This is a genomic window from Fulvivirga marina, assembly GCF_016775155.1.
In the GTDB taxonomy this organism is placed as follows: domain Bacteria; phylum Bacteroidota; class Bacteroidia; order Cytophagales; family Cyclobacteriaceae; genus Fulvivirga; species Fulvivirga marina.
This window is the reverse complement of sequence record NZ_JAEUGD010000067.1, coordinates 522437-538645: the sequence shown is the minus strand read 5'-3', so window position 1 is coordinate 538645 and position 16209 is coordinate 522437. Positions and strand designations below refer to the sequence as shown.

At 39.1% G+C, this 16209-nt stretch carries 11 protein-coding genes; 7 read left to right on the top strand and 4 right to left on the bottom strand.

Going from position 1 to position 16209, the window contains the following annotated elements; genetic code table 11:
* Positions 1-4: 4 nt before the first annotated feature.
* The gene (gene ileS / locus JMN32_RS26495) at positions 5-3304 is read left to right on the top strand and encodes an isoleucine--tRNA ligase (protein ID WP_202859433.1); all 3300 of its coding nucleotides are present in this window, start codon (positions 5-7) and stop codon (positions 3302-3304) included.
* The gene (locus JMN32_RS26490; protein WP_202859432.1) at positions 3304-3963 is read left to right on the top strand and encodes a lipoprotein signal peptidase; all 660 of its coding nucleotides are present in this window, start codon (positions 3304-3306) and stop codon (positions 3961-3963) included. Before ileS ends, JMN32_RS26490 begins: the two co-directional genes overlap by 1 nt.
* 2 nt (positions 3964-3965) lie before the next feature.
* On the opposite strand, the gene JMN32_RS26485 is transcribed toward JMN32_RS26490, so the two are convergent.
* Together JMN32_RS26485 and pnuC are read right to left on the bottom strand one after the other, a co-directional pair.
* Complete coding sequence (locus JMN32_RS26485; RefSeq protein WP_202859431.1) at positions 3966-4526, bottom strand: AAA family ATPase; 561 nt, start codon at positions 4524-4526, stop codon at positions 3966-3968.
* Positions 4490-5137 carry a nicotinamide riboside transporter PnuC gene (gene pnuC / locus JMN32_RS26480; RefSeq protein WP_202859430.1) on the bottom strand — a complete coding sequence of 216 codons (648 nt, stop codon included), beginning with the start codon at positions 5135-5137 and terminating at the stop codon, positions 4490-4492. The genes JMN32_RS26485 and pnuC overlap by 37 nt, the downstream gene beginning before the upstream one ends.
* Positions 5138-5218: 81 nt before the next feature.
* Between pnuC and JMN32_RS26475 the strand changes: the two genes are divergently transcribed.
* Entirely contained in the window at positions 5219-6616 is a 1398-nt protein-coding gene (locus tag JMN32_RS26475) for a flavin monoamine oxidase family protein (RefSeq protein WP_202859429.1), read from the top strand.
* A 25-nt stretch (positions 6617-6641) separates the two neighbouring features.
* Positions 6642-7388 carry a toxin-antitoxin system YwqK family antitoxin gene (locus JMN32_RS26470; RefSeq protein ID WP_202859428.1) on the top strand — a complete coding sequence of 249 codons (747 nt, stop codon included), beginning with the start codon at positions 6642-6644 and terminating at the stop codon, positions 7386-7388.
* A 6-nt stretch (positions 7389-7394) separates the two neighbouring features.
* On the opposite strand, the gene JMN32_RS26465 is transcribed toward JMN32_RS26470, so the two are convergent.
* Both JMN32_RS26465 and JMN32_RS26460 read right to left on the bottom strand, forming a co-directional pair.
* Positions 7395-8942, bottom strand: coding sequence for a tetratricopeptide repeat protein (locus JMN32_RS26465; protein WP_202859427.1), 1548 nt, complete (start codon positions 8940-8942; stop codon positions 7395-7397).
* Positions 8943-9094: 152 nt separating this feature from the next.
* A complete protein-coding gene (locus JMN32_RS26460; RefSeq protein WP_202859426.1) occupies positions 9095-9760 on the bottom strand; it encodes a septal ring lytic transglycosylase RlpA family protein in 666 nt (221 codons plus the stop codon).
* A 140-nt stretch (positions 9761-9900) separates the two neighbouring features.
* On the opposite strand from JMN32_RS26460, the gene guaB reads away from it, so the two are divergent.
* From guaB to lnt, 3 genes are all read left to right on the top strand, one after another.
* Positions 9901-11370 carry an IMP dehydrogenase gene (gene guaB / locus JMN32_RS26455; RefSeq protein ID WP_202859425.1) on the top strand — a complete coding sequence of 490 codons (1470 nt, stop codon included), beginning with the start codon at positions 9901-9903 and terminating at the stop codon, positions 11368-11370.
* Between the two features lie 238 nt (positions 11371-11608).
* On the top strand, positions 11609-14119 hold the full coding sequence (locus JMN32_RS26450) for a T9SS type A sorting domain-containing protein (RefSeq protein ID WP_238354632.1): 2511 nt from the start codon (positions 11609-11611) through the stop codon (positions 14117-14119).
* Positions 14120-14225: 106 nt separating this feature from the next.
* Positions 14226-15824 carry an apolipoprotein N-acyltransferase gene (gene lnt, locus JMN32_RS26445; RefSeq protein ID WP_202859423.1) on the top strand — a complete coding sequence of 533 codons (1599 nt, stop codon included), beginning with the start codon at positions 14226-14228 and terminating at the stop codon, positions 15822-15824.
* The last annotated feature ends 385 nt before the right edge of the window (positions 15825-16209 follow it).

The following is a 16209-nucleotide window of genomic DNA, read 5'->3' as shown; positions in this document are numbered from 1 at the left end:
TAAGGTGAAATACAAAGAGTATAAAGGGCTCAATTACGCCGAGGTAGCCGATAGAATGCTGGAATATTGGAAGGAGAATAAGATATTCGAGAAATCAGTAGATAGTCGCGAGGGGCAGGAAACTTTCACATTTTATGAAGGACCACCATCAGCGAATGGTACGCCAGGTATTCACCATGTGATGGCCAGAGCGGTTAAAGATATATTTTGTCGATATAAAACATTAAAAGGCTTCCAAGTAAAACGTAAAGGAGGCTGGGATACACACGGTCTGCCAGTGGAGCTGCAGGTCGAAAAAGAGCTCGGCATCACTAAGGAAGATATTGGAAAAAAGATCTCCGTTGAAGAATACAACCAGAAGTGCCGTGAAACGGTGATGAAATATAAGGATGAATGGGATGACCTGACTCAAAAAATGGGTTACTGGGTTGATCTTGATGACCCTTATGTTACGTTTGATCGTGATTACATGGAAACTTTGTGGTATCTGCTCAAAAAGCTTTACGACAAAGGTATGCTTTATAAAGGGTACACTATACAGCCTTACTCTCCTGCTGCCGGAACAGGTCTGAGTTCTCATGAATTAAACCAGCCAGGTACATACCGTGATGTAAAAGATACTACAGTTACCGCCCAGTTTAAAGTGAAGGGAGAGGAAAGTACATTCTTGCTGGCATGGACTACTACTCCCTGGACACTGGCGGGTAATAGCGCGCTGGCTGTAGGGGAGAAAATTGACTATGTCAAAGTAAAAACTTACAACCCATACACTTTTAAACAAATTGAAGTTATCCTGGCTAAGGATAGGGTCGGAGAATATTTCAATGCTAAAGCAAAGGATATAGCATTTGAAGATTACAGCGAGGGAGACAAGCTAATCCCTTACGAGATTGTTGAAGAATACAAAGGTGCAGATCTGGTAGGGCTTGAGTATGAGCAATTGCTGCCTTATGTAGCACCTGATGGTCCTGCGTTTAGAGTGATACCGGGAGACTATGTAAGTACCGAGGATGGTACGGGTATAGTACATATCTCACCCACCTTTGGAGCGGACGACCAGAGGGTAGCGAAACAGGCCGGTATAGGAGCCATTCTTGTTAAAGACGAAGAGGGTAATTCTATGCCTATCGTGGATAAACAAGGACGATATGTGAAGGAAATCGCTGATTTTGCCGGAATGTATGTCAAAAATGAATACTACAAAGACGGGGAAGCACCTGAAAAATCTCTTGATGTGCAAATTGCCATTAAGCTTAAGGAAGAAAACAGAGCTTTCAAAGTAGAAAAATACGAGCACTCTTATCCACATTGCTGGAGAACGGATAAACCTGTTTTATATTATCCACTTGATTCATGGTTCATTAAAACTACAGCCATGAAGGATAAACTAGTAGAGCTTAACAAAACTATAAACTGGAAACCGGAATCTACAGGTACAGGTCGTTTTGGAAACTGGCTTGAAAACTTGGTTGACTGGAATCTTTCAAGGTCAAGGTTCTGGGGAACACCTCTGCCGATCTGGGTGTCTGAAGACAGAACGGAAGAAAAGTGTATAGGCTCTATGGAAGAGTTAAAAGCGGAGGTTGAAAAGTCAATTGAAGCGGGATTTATGTCGGAATCTATTGACGCTGATTTTGACTTGCACAGACCCTATGTAGACAATGTGATATTAGTTAGTGAGAGCGGGCAAAAAATGTTCAGGGAGCCGGATCTTATAGACGTATGGTTTGATTCTGGAGCTATGCCGTATGCACAATGGCACTACCCTTTTGAAAATAAGGATATTTTTGACGCAAACTTCCCGGCAGACTTTATAGCAGAAGGAGTGGATCAAACCCGAGGTTGGTTCTTTACCTTGCACGCCATAGCTGTAATGCTATATGACAATGTTGCATTTAAAAATGTAATAGCCAACGGCTTAGTACTGGATAAGAATGGTAACAAGATGTCTAAGCGATTAGGCAATGCGATAGATCCATTTAAGACTCTTGCCGAACATGGGCCGGATGCGACAAGGTGGTATATGATATCCAACGCAAATCCGTGGGATAACCTGAAATTTAATATAGATGGTGTTGTAGAGGTGCAGAGAAGATTCTTCGGCACGCTGCAAAATACCTATTCGTTCTTTGCCCTTTATGCCAATCTTGATGGCTTTGATTATAAAAGCGGAGATATAGCAGCTAGTGAACGAACTGAAAGTGATAGATGGATACTTTCGAAATTGAATAGCCTTATCGCAAAGGTAGGTGCTGCATATGAAGACTATGAGCCGACTAAAGCTGCGAGGTTGATTCAGGACTTTACCATTGATGACCTGAGTAACTGGTATGTGAGGTTAAATAGGAAACGTTTCTGGAGAGGTGAATATAACAACGATAAGAAAGCCGCCTATCAAACTTTGTATACCTGTCTTTTGACCATTGCTAAACTTGGATCGCCTATAGCACCATTTTATATGGACCAGCTCTTCCAGGATCTTAATGCAGTAACAGGCCTTGATAAATCGGAATCTGTTCACCTTGCAGACTTTCCAAAAACAGATCATGCTATAGTGGATGTTGATCTTGAACAAAGGATGTCACTGGCTCAGAATGTTTCATCATTAGTACATTCTTTGAGGAAGAAACATAAGATCAAAGTACGTCAGCCGTTGTCAAAAATATTACTTCCTGTAATAAATGGTCAGTTTAAGAGACAAGTATGTGCAGTGGAAGATCTGATACTTTCTGAAGTAAACATTAAAGAAATAGAATTTGTCGACGATGAGTCCGGCGTGCTGGTTAAAAATATAAAACCTAATTTTCGTAAACTAGGTCAGGAGTATGGTCCTAAGATGAAGGAAATAGCGGCAAAGATCAATCAACTTCCTGCTGAAGATATTGCAGTACTGGAAAATGAGAATTTGCTAAAACTAGAGTTGACAGATGGTGTAGTTGAGCTGACACTGGAGGATGTGGAAATTAACTATCAGGATATACCTGGTTGGTCTGTAGCTTCTGAAGGAAGGCTAACCGTGGCATTGGACATCACTATTTCAGATGACTTGCGCAAAGAAGGAATAGCACGTGACCTGGTAAATAGAGTTCAAAATCTGCGTAAGGATATGGGACTTGAGGTGCAGGATAAAATAAAGATCAATATAGAGAAAAATACAGATCTCGTTAATTCAGCTTTAGAGGCTAACAGGGAATATATTTGTAATGAAACACAGGCCTTATCGTTGGATATACTAGATAACCTGAGTGATGGGAATGATTTGGAGATGGATGAGCACAAGCTCAGAGTAAAAATTGAAGCATAATGAAATTATATAAATATTATTTACTGGCTCTGGGAGTCATTGTTCTTGACCAGGTAGTGAAATTGCTTGTTCATTTCAATATGGAAATGGGAACTATAGGAGAGATAGATGTTTTCGGAGAGTGGTTTAAACTTCATTATTTGCTTAATCCGGGTATGGCATTCGGTCTGAAATCGAGCCATGAGTATGGTAAGCTTCTTCTGACTTTGTTTAGGTTAGGAGCAATGGTGGGGATAGGGTACTATATTTATTACCTGTATAACAAGAAAGCCAAGACAGGGTTACTCTGGTGTATGGGGTTAATACTGGGAGGAGCAGTAGGTAATGTGATTGACAGTACATTTTACGGAGTTCTATTGGATAATGCCCCTGCAGGGTCTCCAACCCCTTGGTTTCATGGACAGGTTGTTGATATGCTTTTCTTTCCTTTATTTGATGGCTATTACCCTGATTGGGTCCCTTTTGTTGGGGGAGACTACTTCTTGTTTTTCAGTCCGGTGTTTAACATTGCAGACTCGTCTATTTTTATAGGTGTGGTATTGATCCTTATTTTTCAGAAGAAGTTTTTTAAGGACAGAGATAATAAAGGCACCATTACAGATGATGTCAATGAGGAGGGCCTTTTCGATAAAGAAAGTAAGGAAGTAATAATTTCCTAAATCTAAAATCCTGATTGAGGAGTTAAAAACTCATTTATTGCTTTAATGGCGGTTAGCTTTCTTTCCGACAGTTCGCCCTTTATCTCTACATATGGCAGGTTAAGTTCCCTAAGTGTACTTTTAAATAAGTTATGGAAATAGTCTCTGAGCTCGGGATTTTCTCTTTGAGGATCATCTTCCCAAGGCAGGTCTATACTAGTTAAAAGATAGAGGCCATATTTGCGGCTGTTTATTCCATCCAGAATTTCCTGATGGCAGAAGCCATACTTAAATTCAGACCAAATTTTAATAACTATAAGATTAGTGTCACAAATGAGCAGTTTGCGGGCCTTTGCTGTTAATTTATCTTCATTAGCCAATTGCCCCTGAGCAATCTTAAGCAGGTCTTCGGCTTCATATGGGCGGTCGAGTTCATCTATATATTGCCTGGCATATTCTTCTACCCAGCAAGTATTGTAATGCTCAGCCAGTTTTGATGATAAAGTTGATTTCCCGGTGCACTCGGGTCCAATTACAACAACTTTTTTTATAGACTTGTCTGTGTCTTCATAGCCTTTCTCCATGTCAAATATCCTGAAACTGCTAAACCGATATATACCAAATATAAGATTGAATAAAAGTGGATACCCTTGTAATAATAAACTCCGGTAGCCAAAACATCTACAATAAACCAAAAATGCCAGTTTTCTAATTGTTTTCTGGCGGTTAGCCACATACCCACTAGACTCAACATTGTAGTTGCACTGTCCCAGTAGGGAAGTGAAGCATCCGTAAAAGTTTCCAGTACATAACCCATAGAAAAGATACCCATAATTGAAATAAGTATGAGTATAATGAGTGTGTGCACTGGGGTATGGGTAATGAGTACTTCCTCCGTTACCTCTGCCTTATCCGAAGAGGCATCGGTCTTGAGAGCTCTGCTTCCTTTGATCCAATACCACCAGCCATAAATATTGAGTACTAGGAAGAAGATGTGCAGAGCAAAGTCAGCATAAAGTTTCTCTCTCCAAAATACGACTAATGATACAAGTACATAAATAATTCCTGAGGGCCAGGTGAGTATATTTTCCTTGATAAGGAATATTACAGCAAGCAAACCAAAAATTAATCCCGTTGCCTCATAGGGATTCATAGTAGTGATGTATTCTATGGTTTGCTGAAGTATACTTTCCATAATGGTGGAAGCGGCAAATATATCTTTTTTATTTATTATTTTAGCAGCAGTCTGGCTGGCAATAATTTTAATCTAATTAATGTGGATAGAAGAAAAGCCTTAAAAAGAATCGGTATTGGAGCTTCCGCCGGTCTGTTTTTGCCCTCTTTATTAACCTCATGTAAGGATGATGAGGATCCTAAACCCACCATTGACTACAATGGTACTGTTATAGTAATTGGTGCAGGAGCCGCAGGGCTCTATACGGCTGACCTATTGGTGAGCCAAGGGATTGATGTAGTTATTTTGGAAGCTGGCGACAGAATTGGGGGTAGGGTGAAATCAGTTCGAGGGTTTGCTGATTTTCCAGTGGAGCTAGGCGCGGATCTTTTAAAAAGTCAGAACTCTCTTTTTCTTCAGCGGATACAGGCGTTTAATTTGACAACAGTTCCGGTAGGTGCAGGTAGAGAAAGTATTTTTTTCTTTAATGGACAAGCTCTGCCTGCTGCTGATTGGCAAAACCATACTGATTTTGTCGCGGCTCAGAGCTTTATCAACAATATTTCATCCTATAGTGGTGAGGATAAAACCATTCTTCAGGCAGCTCAGGATGTAGGCCTGGACCCGTCGGTTTATAGACTGATAGAAGGGCAGATGGCCGAGTCCTTAGGCACGGACAGTAATAAAGTTGGAATTAGTGGTGCTAAGAGCTCAACTAACCTCTCTTCCAATGGTGTGGACATTGCCTTGGCAAACAATCCTGTTGAGGATATATTTTTCTCCGTTTTTAATCATCTGGTTGAACGAGTAAACTTTAACACCAGTGTTACTTCTATTGATTATACTGGCGAGGAGATCTTGATAGAAACAAATAATGGAAGTTTTCAGGGAAGTAAGGTGGTTGTAACTGTACCTGTTTCTATTTTAAAGAGTAACAGAATTTTGTTTGTACCCTCATTGCCGGAACCGAAGATGACAGCTTTGAGTCGAATTGGTATGACGTCAGCTATCAAGGTCTTTGTCAAGTTTAATAAAAATTTTTGGGGGCAAAATGTCCTGAAGGTTTTTGGGGGCAATTTGATCCCGGTATATACTAGCATAGGACCAGAAATCAGTGTGAGTAACCGTACACTTATGATAGAGGTTTTTGGCCAGGATGCAGATGCATTACGGGTATTGAGTGATGAGGATTTGAAGTCAGCGATACTGAGTGACCTCGACCAAATATTTGACGGTAAGGCCAGTTTGAATAATGATATTACCGGTTTGATTAAAATGGACTGGGCTAGTGATGAAAATATACAGGGTGGGTACTCTTATCCGTTAGTCGGAGGTTCAGATAATGATCGAATTGTTTTGGCTGATGATATTGATGCCAGAGTGTATTTTGCCGGAGAGGCGACAAGCGTTCAATATGGCACATTGGATGGCGCCTTTGAGTCTGGTTCAATTGCAGCTCAAAATATTATAACTCACATTAAGGAGGAAAAATCTCAATAACTGGATTTAACTAGAATTTACAGCTATGAACAGATCAATCTATCTATTCTTTTTTATTCTATTACTTAGTGTAGTGGCCTGTGACCAGGCAGAGAAAGGGGGAGGTAAAGGTAAAAGGAAAAAGGATGGGCTGGTGAAACAATACAGGTCTGACGGTTCACTGAAAACGGAAATTACTTTTAAAAATGGGAAAAAGAATGGGTCTGCAAAGAGCTACTACAAAAACGGAAAGCTACGACAGCAGATCTCTTATGTAAATAATGTGAAGCATGGGGAGGCCACAACATACTATGAAAATGGCAAACCTTACCAGATAACACTTTATGAAAATGGTAAGATTCATGGAATACGAAAGAAGTATCGCATGGATGGAAGGGTGTCAGCTGAGGTGCCTTATAACAAAGGAGTGGCTTGTAAGGGCCTAAAAGAGTACTTGCTTAACGGAGATATAAAAAAGAAGTACCCTAAAATAGTAATCAGGGAAATTGATAACTTACTAAAATCCAATGAGTTTATACTCAGAATCTCTATTTCAGATAACTCCAAAAAGGCAACCTATTATATTGGAGACCTCGATAGCAACGGGTGTATCTCCGACGATGCTATGAAGGTAATGCCTCAGCGGCCAGGAGTATTGGACCTGAAGTATAATGTTGGACCTGGTATGTTTATGATGGAGAAACTCAACATTATTGCTGTGGTTGAGACCAAGCTCGGAAACCCTTATGTACTGGAAAGGAAACACAACCTAGCCATTGAGAACAGGGGGTAAACGATTTTACCTAATCATTTTTTGTCTCATGAGTAGTTCGTAGTTACCCGGTGCATATTCAAGTCCCTTAGCTATAATGTTTACGGCTTTGGAAGTATAGCCTTTTCTGAAATAGTAAATGGCTGCAAGAGAGTATACTCGCCCAATATTCGAGGCATCAACATTAAGTTCCTGAGTATAGTTTTTTTCAAACAAGGCTTTGTACTTAGTGGCTTCGTTAATATTTCGCAAATCGTAAGATTGGCCGCATTGTATAAGGTAAGAGTTTACCAGCATGCTTTTAAATACATTATTGTTCATGAGCTGAGGGTATTTTTTGCCATAACTCTCCAACCTTTCAATTATTAATGTATTGTTACTTTCAAATCTTAAACTTTGGGCAATTGCTGATACAATTGCATTATTGATTTCCAGATTTTCCGACTTTAGCTCGTAAGCCTGACTGAAAAATGGTAATGCCTCATTATACTTCCCCTGATTATAAAGAACTCTTCCCCTTTCATAATAGTACAAATAGCTGATGCTATGCTTCAAATCTTCATTATGTAATAATGATACCAGTTGTTTGTAGTACTTCTCATAAGTCTCAGCATCCCCTTTATTGATCAGATGGATATTATTGATTCGGCTAAACTCACCGATGATCATGTCATGAGAGATTCCGTAATCAGTAAAGCGTGAGAGCTTGGCAAGGTGAAGTATATCCTCAGAGCTGGAGTAATCAGACTTTTGAATGATGTCAATGTTTACCGCAATCAGTAGGGTAATAACTCTATCTGCGGGATAAAAGAAAAAAGCCTTTTCAAGGAGTGTGTACGCTTTTTTATAATCTTCTTTTTCAAGCGAATACAAGGCATGGTTGGTGTATTGTATTCCTACCAGTTCTTTAAGGGTAATATCCGGATCACCGAAGTAATATTCATCAAAAAGTTGAGGGACGGATTTAGTTTTAGCCTCTTCAGCGCTTATCAGTTTTGCGTTGGTCATTTGCTCAACAAATGCTTGTTTATACTTGTCACTGGATGTTATAAATCCTCCGTTAGGGTCAGTTGATTCTACCAGTATTTTTTCTGACCCTGGGTAAGCCACCAGATAGACATGTGTAGGTTTCTCCTTTATTATATATGGAATGTCCAATTTAGAGAAGATGATCCCGTATAGAGCGGATGCAGATACACAATTGTAGTGGCCTTTGGAAAAAATACTACTGAAATCATTTTGAATCTCATATTTTGTTAAAAATTGATCATGTACATCTTCATATAGGGTTTTAACCTTTTTATCTGTTTTTTTTCTATTAAGCTTTGCTATATCAATGCTGTTGATTTTTGACTTAAATGCGGCCTCATATTGCTGGAAAGTACCCTTTTCCATTTCAGGGTCAGCAGCTAAAAACAGAGCAAGATAGTTATGCTCATTATGCCTGAAATAAGCTTCAAATACAGAGGCTTCAAAATCCGAGCTATAGGTTAGATCACTGAAGTATACCAGGGAATCCTGGCTTATGGCTGGGGTAGCTACAAATGCCAGCAAAAAATAAAGTGTTTTTTTCATATCTTTTGTACTCAACTCAAACAGGCTAATTAAAGTTTAAAAAATAGAAAATGAAAAACAGTAAAGGCCTAAGGGGTTCCCTTTGAAAAGCTTTATCAGGGACGCTTAGCTACTTTTATTTTCTGTAATATTATAAAACTAGTTTTTCTATGTTAGAACACCGAATAATCTACAATAAAACTATCGGGGTGTTTTTTTTGAATTTTTTTTCTGAAAGCATCTGCCTCTTCCCTTTTGGTGAAATGCCCTATGATTAGTGAATAGATTTTTATGCTATCCATCTCCTTTTGTTTTATCGTAACTTCTTTGGAGTACTTTTGTTTTAAATCTGCCGCTGCATTGATGAGGTTTTCCATTTCCTGATAGCTGCCAATCTGAATTCCAAAACCACTAGGCTCAACAGTATCAATTTTAAGGCTATAGTATTTTACATTTTTAGGAGAACTAGTAATGTCAGGTTCTGCCCCGGTATCCTCAACACTGATGACTTCTATTTTAACATTTGTTGTTCCCTGACGTATGAAGTCAAGTTTTTGAGCAGCGGACTTAGAAAGGTCTATTATCCTGCCTTTTATAAAAGGTCCACGGTCATTAACACGAACAGTTACGGATTTACTATTAGCTAGGTTAATGACTTTTACCATCGTGCCAAATGGTAGCGTTCGATGAGCTGCCGTAAGCTTATTGTGTCTGTATTTTTCTCCACTTGCAGTGGGGCGTCCCTCAAATTTGTTGGCATAGAAAGATGCTTTTCCCTGCTCCTCCTGAGCATATAGAAAAGACTGAAAACAAAAAGTAAAAAATAATATAAACCTCATGCGATAAAAAATTTGCTTTAAACTAGATGCATTTATTGAGATGCACAATATCACTATTAAATTTATTCTAATAGTTTCGTTTTTTATATAACTGAATCTCTGTAGTTTTGTCCGGCAAATAACATAAACGCTTATTTGCTATGTCTCTAGACAATTCCAAGTTCATTTTTGAAGCACTTACCTATGATGATGTTTTGCTTCAGCCAGGTTACTCTGAAATACTTCCAAGAGATACCGATACATCTACACAACTAACAAGAAATATTAGACTAAATATTCCTTTAGTATCAGCCGCAATGGATACAGTGTCTGAAGCTGAGTTGGCGATAGCCATGGCTTTAGAGGGGGGCATTGGGTTTATTCATAAAAATATGTCTAAGGAAGCTCAGGCTCAGCAGGTTAGAAAGGTAAAAAGATCGCAGAGTGGAATGATACTGGATCCTATCACGCTTAATATCAATTCAAATGTGCAGGATGCCGAACATATTATGCGAGAGTATAAAATTGGAGGTATTCCAGTTATAGATGAGAATAAAAGACTTATTGGTATTATTACTAACCGTGATCTGAGGTTCCATAAGAATATGAGTACCCCTGTAAGTGAGATTATGACGAAGCATGATCTTATTACAGCGGAAGAGAACATAGGCTTGGAAAAGGCTGAAGATATACTTCAAAAGCATAAAATTGAAAAGCTCCCAATAGTAAATAAGGAAGGGATTTTGACAGGACTCATTACCTATAAGGATATTCTAAAGAAAAGGAACAAGCCAAATGCTTGTAAGGATGAGTACGGGAGGTTGCGAGTAGGAGCGGCAGTAGGTGTAACCCCTGATATTCTTGAGAGAATAGAAGGCCTTAAAGTGGCTGGAGTAGATGTTATCAGTATTGATACAGCCCATGGGCATTCCAAAGGTGTGATCGAGGCCTGCAAGAAGGTTAAACAAGCCTATCCGGACCTTGATCTTATTGTGGGAAATGTTGCTACTGGTGAAGCCGCGAAAGCTTTGGTGGAGGCTGGAGCCGATGCAATAAAAGTAGGTGTAGGGCCTGGAAGTATTTGTACTACCAGGGTCATAGCCGGAGTTGGAGTACCACAACTTTCTGCAGTGTACGAATCTTCAAAAGCTATCAAGGGAAGTGGAGTCCCTGTAATTGCCGATGGAGGTATTCGCTTTTCAGGAGATGTAGTAAAAGCCCTTGCCGGTGGAGCGAGCAGTGTGATGATAGGTTCACTGTTGGCTGGCACGGAAGAGGCTCCCGGAGAGGTTATTATTTATGAGGGAAGGAAGTTTAAATCATACCGAGGTATGGGCTCTGTTGAGGCTATGGATGAAGGTTCAAAGGATCGATACTTCCAGGATGCAGAAGATGATATCAAAAAACTGGTGCCTGAAGGTATTGTTGGCCGAGTTCCTTATAAAGGGTTAGTTTCAGAGGTGCTTTATCAGCTCATTGGAGGCCTAAAGGCTGGTATGGGCTATTGTGGTACTGCAACAGTTGAGAGGCTTCAGGATGCCAAATTTGTCAAAATAACTGCAGCAGGAGTACAAGAAAGTCACCCTCATGATATATTTATTACTCGTGAAGCTCCTAATTACAGCAGGTAACTTTCATCTCATTTTTACAAAAATCGATTAAATTTTCATATATTTCGAAGATATACTTTCGTCAAAGCAAAGCATAACCCCTTTGCTTTGACGCTTTTAGTAAGTTATTATAAAGCGATTACCAGAAATGTTTTGGTATTAAGCTGATGATCAATATTTTATATATTCGCCCCAAATGAAATTGTCTGAGAAAAATCGTATCTCAAAACATGGGACCAAGTCCGCTAGCATTAGCAAAGTGTTTTGTTTTACTTTATTAGTTGGTTTAATACCTAATTTAGTTCTGGCTCAAGATTATTATATCGAAAGATTTGATACACAATTTGATGGAGCCACAAGTGACAGTGATAATTCTCCATGGACTACCGTTCAAGGTTCTTCTGGTTTATTGGCTGTCGATGCCAGTTTTGAGGGCTTAACAGCTTATTCTGTAGGAACTGAAGCTGTCTGGTCTACTGGGTCAATTACAATTTTAGGAAGCACGTCAATCTCCATTGATGCACTTGAGTATGATGATGCCGAATCAAGTGATTATGTAAGAATTTACTATAGACTAGATGGAGGCCCTGAAGTGTTGTTCGGTGACTTTAGTGGTAACTTCACCAGCGCAACTGCAAGTACTACTGTCTTTGGTAGCAGTGTCGAAATTGTGGTGAAATTTCTAAACAACAATGAAAACCATGCTATTGATAACGTTATTGTACAGGCAGCCACACCTACACTTCTTTATTCTGTAAGCAATGGCGATTGGGATGACGGCTCCACTTGGTCAGGGGTTGGTTATGGTGGAGCAGTTTGTGATTGTGTTCCAAACGAAACCGCTCAGGTAAATATTGGGAATGGCATGACTGTCAATTTAAGGCTAGATGCTTTTGTTAATGATGTTACGATTGATAATACCGGTACACTTAGATATACAAATAGTAATATAGCGTTGAACATGATGTCGGATGGGGTTTTCACGGTAAATAGTGGAGGCTCTGTTGATGAAAATGGTCAAATTGATGCAGATCTGGACTTTGAGGGTGGTGTAGGCACCAGTCAACTTGTGGTAAATAGTGGAGGTACTTTTGATATAGATGGATTGTACATGTTTGGTACAAATGCACTTAATATCAGTGGTGATGGGGATATTAACCTTTCTACAAGTATGAACCTTAGATCTTCCGGGTCAGTAACGAATGACCTGACGGGTACTGTGACAATTGGGGATGAGATTTCATTTAATGCTAGTAATGCCACTTTGATAAATAATGGAACCGTTTATATCACCAATGATTTTGCTCTTACAGCTGGGAATGTAAGTAATACATTTAATAATACAGGGCGAATAGATATAGGTGGGGATATCAATCTTAATGATGGAGACCTCACTATAAATAACAGCGGAATAATAAACCAATATGGTAATTTTACTAATATTGATACAGGCAGTGATTTTAATAACCAGGGAGGAAGTACCTGGGCCTGGTATTATGTGGGGGCTTATGACACAGATGTTAATACGATCTTTTCTGTGGGCGGGCTTTTTGAGTATGAAGGGTTTGGAGATCAGCTTGTAATCCCAGTTAACTATAATAATTTGACCATAGATGGGTCAGGTAGCAAAACACTGCAAAGCAATACCAATGTGAGTGGGATTTTGTATATGGCAGCCGGATATATCTCATTAGGTAATTTCAATCTTACTCTTGGTAATTCTGCTTCGGTTCAAAATGGTAGCAGCAGTAGTTTTATCCTTACTGATGGAAGTGGGGTTTTGGTACAAAAAAACCTAGGTTTAGGAGGAAAAACGGGAAGCGTAGCATTTCCTGTTGGACTTAGCACAACCAGTTACACTCCAGTTGCTCTTACAAATGTAGGGGTAGCGGATAATTTCAGTATCCGAATATGTTCGGGTATATATGAAGAAGGAGGTTGTTCTTCAGGTACGGCAGCAACAGAACAAGTCTTGGATAGGACTTGGTTCATCAGTGAAGCAGTAGCTGGGGGGTCTGATGTTACTATATCATTTGGGTGGAGTTCAAGTAATGAACTTACTGGCTTTAATAGATCCGATATTAACATCATACATCACGATGGCTTAATGTGGGGGGTTATTGGGAGTACTTCTGCTTCTGGGGCGGACCCATACAGCGCATCGGTTTCAGGAGTAAACTCATTTTCACCCTTTGGGATTGAGGGAGGCAACAGTCCATTGCCTGTTGAACTGATTCATTTTGAAGCTGAACTGATAAATGACAAAGTGAAATTGGCTTGGGAAACGGCTTCTGAATTGAATAATGACTTCTTTACAATTGAAAAATCTACTGATTTGAAGAATTTCGGAGAGGTAGATGTGATTCCAGGCAAAGGAACTACGAATGAAAATAGCAAATATTTAACTTTTGATCACTATCCTATAGCCGGAGTTTCTTATTACAGGTTGAAGCAAACTGACTTTGATGGTACCACGAGCTATTCCCGTTTGGTTCAGATTAATTATAATGGAGGAGAACATAGGTTGCTAACACTTTACCCTGTACCATCGGATGGTCATGGTATCACGCTTGCAATGACCAATGCATCAGAAATTAAAGAAATACCATTAAGAATAACGGACATCCAAGGTAGAACCGTTTATCAAAATATTGTGTCTGGGCATAGCTCTCCAATAAGACTTGATTTTAATAAGAAATTATCTCGAGGAGTGTATTTGTTGAAAATTGATCTGCCTAAACCTATTAGCAAATATTTTGTGGTAGAGTAAAAGCCAGGTTGTTATGAAACTTATAAAACCCGCTTGATAAAAGTGGGTTTTGTTATTTATATATGATGACGTTATTTGTTAACCAATCCTATTTATTATTTCAGTGATGAAAAAAAAATTGAATGATAATATATTTAAATGTGCTTTGTCAGGTTTGTTGCTCATACTCGGGTGGCCACCATTTTCTTTAACCCCCTTACTTTTTGTGGCACTCATTCCTTTGATGTTCATTATATATAAGAAAGCATCAATCAAAAAGGTATGGGCTTATTCCTATTTGACTTTCTTTATATGGACAGTAGGTACAATGTACTGGATAGCCAATACAAAGATCGACCTGCAAGGTTTTATAATCATTGCTATTGCATGGATACTAATCCCATTTTTCCAAAGTATACCGTTTCTTGTTTTTGCATGGATAAGACCTAGGGTTAACCATGCAGTCGTGTGGTATCTGTTGCCGCTGTTATGGGTTAGTTATGAGTATTTACATAGTTTATGGCAGTTCGCATTTACCTGGTTACACCTGGGGTTTGGGTTGAGCCCGATGCCTTGGTTTATTCAGTTTTACGAGTTAACGGGATACCTTGGAGGGTCTTTCATAGTAGTGCTGTTTAATGTTATGTTTTTTAATCTTATAAGAGAATATAGAGGCAATCATTTTAGGCGCAACTTAGCGATATCAGCTGGGACTTTTGCATTTCTTATTGTGTTGAACTTGTTGTTGCAACCATCTGGCAGTAAGAAAAATAATGCCATAAAAGCTGCTGTAGTTCAAAGTAATGCGAACCCTTATGAAGTTTTGGATGAAAATAGCCTTAAGAGGCAAGTAGGGACATTGCAGAGATTGTTGCTTCCGCTCAAAGGAAAGGGGGTTGATATCGTTATTCTTTCTGAAGGCTACCTGAGAAGTTCTCCACTTGACCCATTGATACTGAATGACGTAGATGAGCAGCCATCCATAAAGGAGATTAAAAAAATATCTAAGACAATTGGTGCCCCTATATTGGTTGGGTTTATCGGCTTTAAGCTTTTTGATCATAAGGATAGCGCGCCAGCCTCAGCCTTACCCACTGGTGATGGGCGATATTTTAGCGGCTATAATGGAGCCATGCTTGTGGCTCATGACCAGCCCTCCCAAGTACAAATGAAAAATAACCTCGTTCCATTTATGGAAAGGATACCATACCTGGAGCAGTTGTCATTTTTTGAAAAGTTTAAACTCAGCTTAAACCAGGCCAAAAACAGCTATGAAAAAGATGATAAGATAAACATATTTAAATATAAGCAGATGCGAATAGGTACACTTATCTGCTTAGATGCATTATTTCCAGCTTACGCCAGTCATTTTATTAGTAGCAAAGCGAATATAATGGCAATTATAGCCAATGATAGTTGGGCAGGAAAGACATCAGGCTATAGACAAAATGCACAATATGCTTCAACGATCGCCACTTCTTTACGCAGAGATGTAATGCGATGTGCTACTACTGGGAAATCAATGTTTGTGGATAGGGCCGGAGCCAAACATAAAGTGACTCTTTGGGATGAAGAAGTCGTTGTAATTGATGACGTGCAATTATTTGAAAATGATACCTTTTACTCATTTGGCAAAGACTGGTTGGGCTTGGTCAGTACTATTTTATCTTTAACCCTCTTTATTGGAGTTTTAGTGCGTCAAAGAGTACAACTAACTCAAAAATAGCATACTAGCAAATTTGTTATAACTCTTTCTAATATTTATCCTGGCTTTACGAATGCTTCTGCACTTGTATCTTGAGTTTCCCCTAATTAGACCATAAAGGGGAAATCACGACCTACCTCATAGGCGCCCATGTTTTAAAACATGTTTTGATGTGTGAATCCGTAAATAACTGCAATCCGATACTTTGTCAAAATAACCTCACTTGTTCATTTTAAGGGCTCTCGGGGTGATCCCATACTAGTATCGGGACAGCTCCTTAAGAAATATAACTCTTAGGCGCAACAAGTTTTATTGTCTCAATATGATCTTAATCATCCCTTATTGGGAATTTTTGAATAGCACCACTATATCATTGAAAATTTATTTTATCAACTAGGATAGTATT

Excerpts from the sequence above, each read along its gene's own strand:
- JMN32_RS26465 (WP_202859427.1), bottom strand. The coding sequence starts at position 8,942 with ATGAAAAAAACACTTTATTTTTTGCTGGCATTTGTAGCTACCCCAGCC.
- pnuC (WP_202859430.1), bottom strand. The coding sequence starts at position 5,137 with ATGGAAAGTATACTTCAGCAAACCATAGAATACATCACTACTATGAAT.
- lnt (WP_202859423.1), top strand. The coding sequence starts at position 14,226 with ATGAAAAAAAAATTGAATGATAATATATTTAAATGTGCTTTGTCAGGT.
- JMN32_RS26490 (WP_202859432.1), top strand. The coding sequence starts at position 3,304 with ATGAAATTATATAAATATTATTTACTGGCTCTGGGAGTCATTGTTCTT.
- guaB (WP_202859425.1), top strand. The coding sequence starts at position 9,901 with ATGTCTCTAGACAATTCCAAGTTCATTTTTGAAGCACTTACCTATGAT.
- JMN32_RS26470 (WP_202859428.1), top strand. The coding sequence starts at position 6,642 with ATGAACAGATCAATCTATCTATTCTTTTTTATTCTATTACTTAGTGTA.
- JMN32_RS26485 (WP_202859431.1), bottom strand. The coding sequence starts at position 4,526 with ATGGAGAAAGGCTATGAAGACACAGACAAGTCTATAAAAAAAGTTGTT.
- JMN32_RS26460 (WP_202859426.1), bottom strand. The coding sequence starts at position 9,760 with ATGAGGTTTATATTATTTTTTACTTTTTGTTTTCAGTCTTTTCTATAT.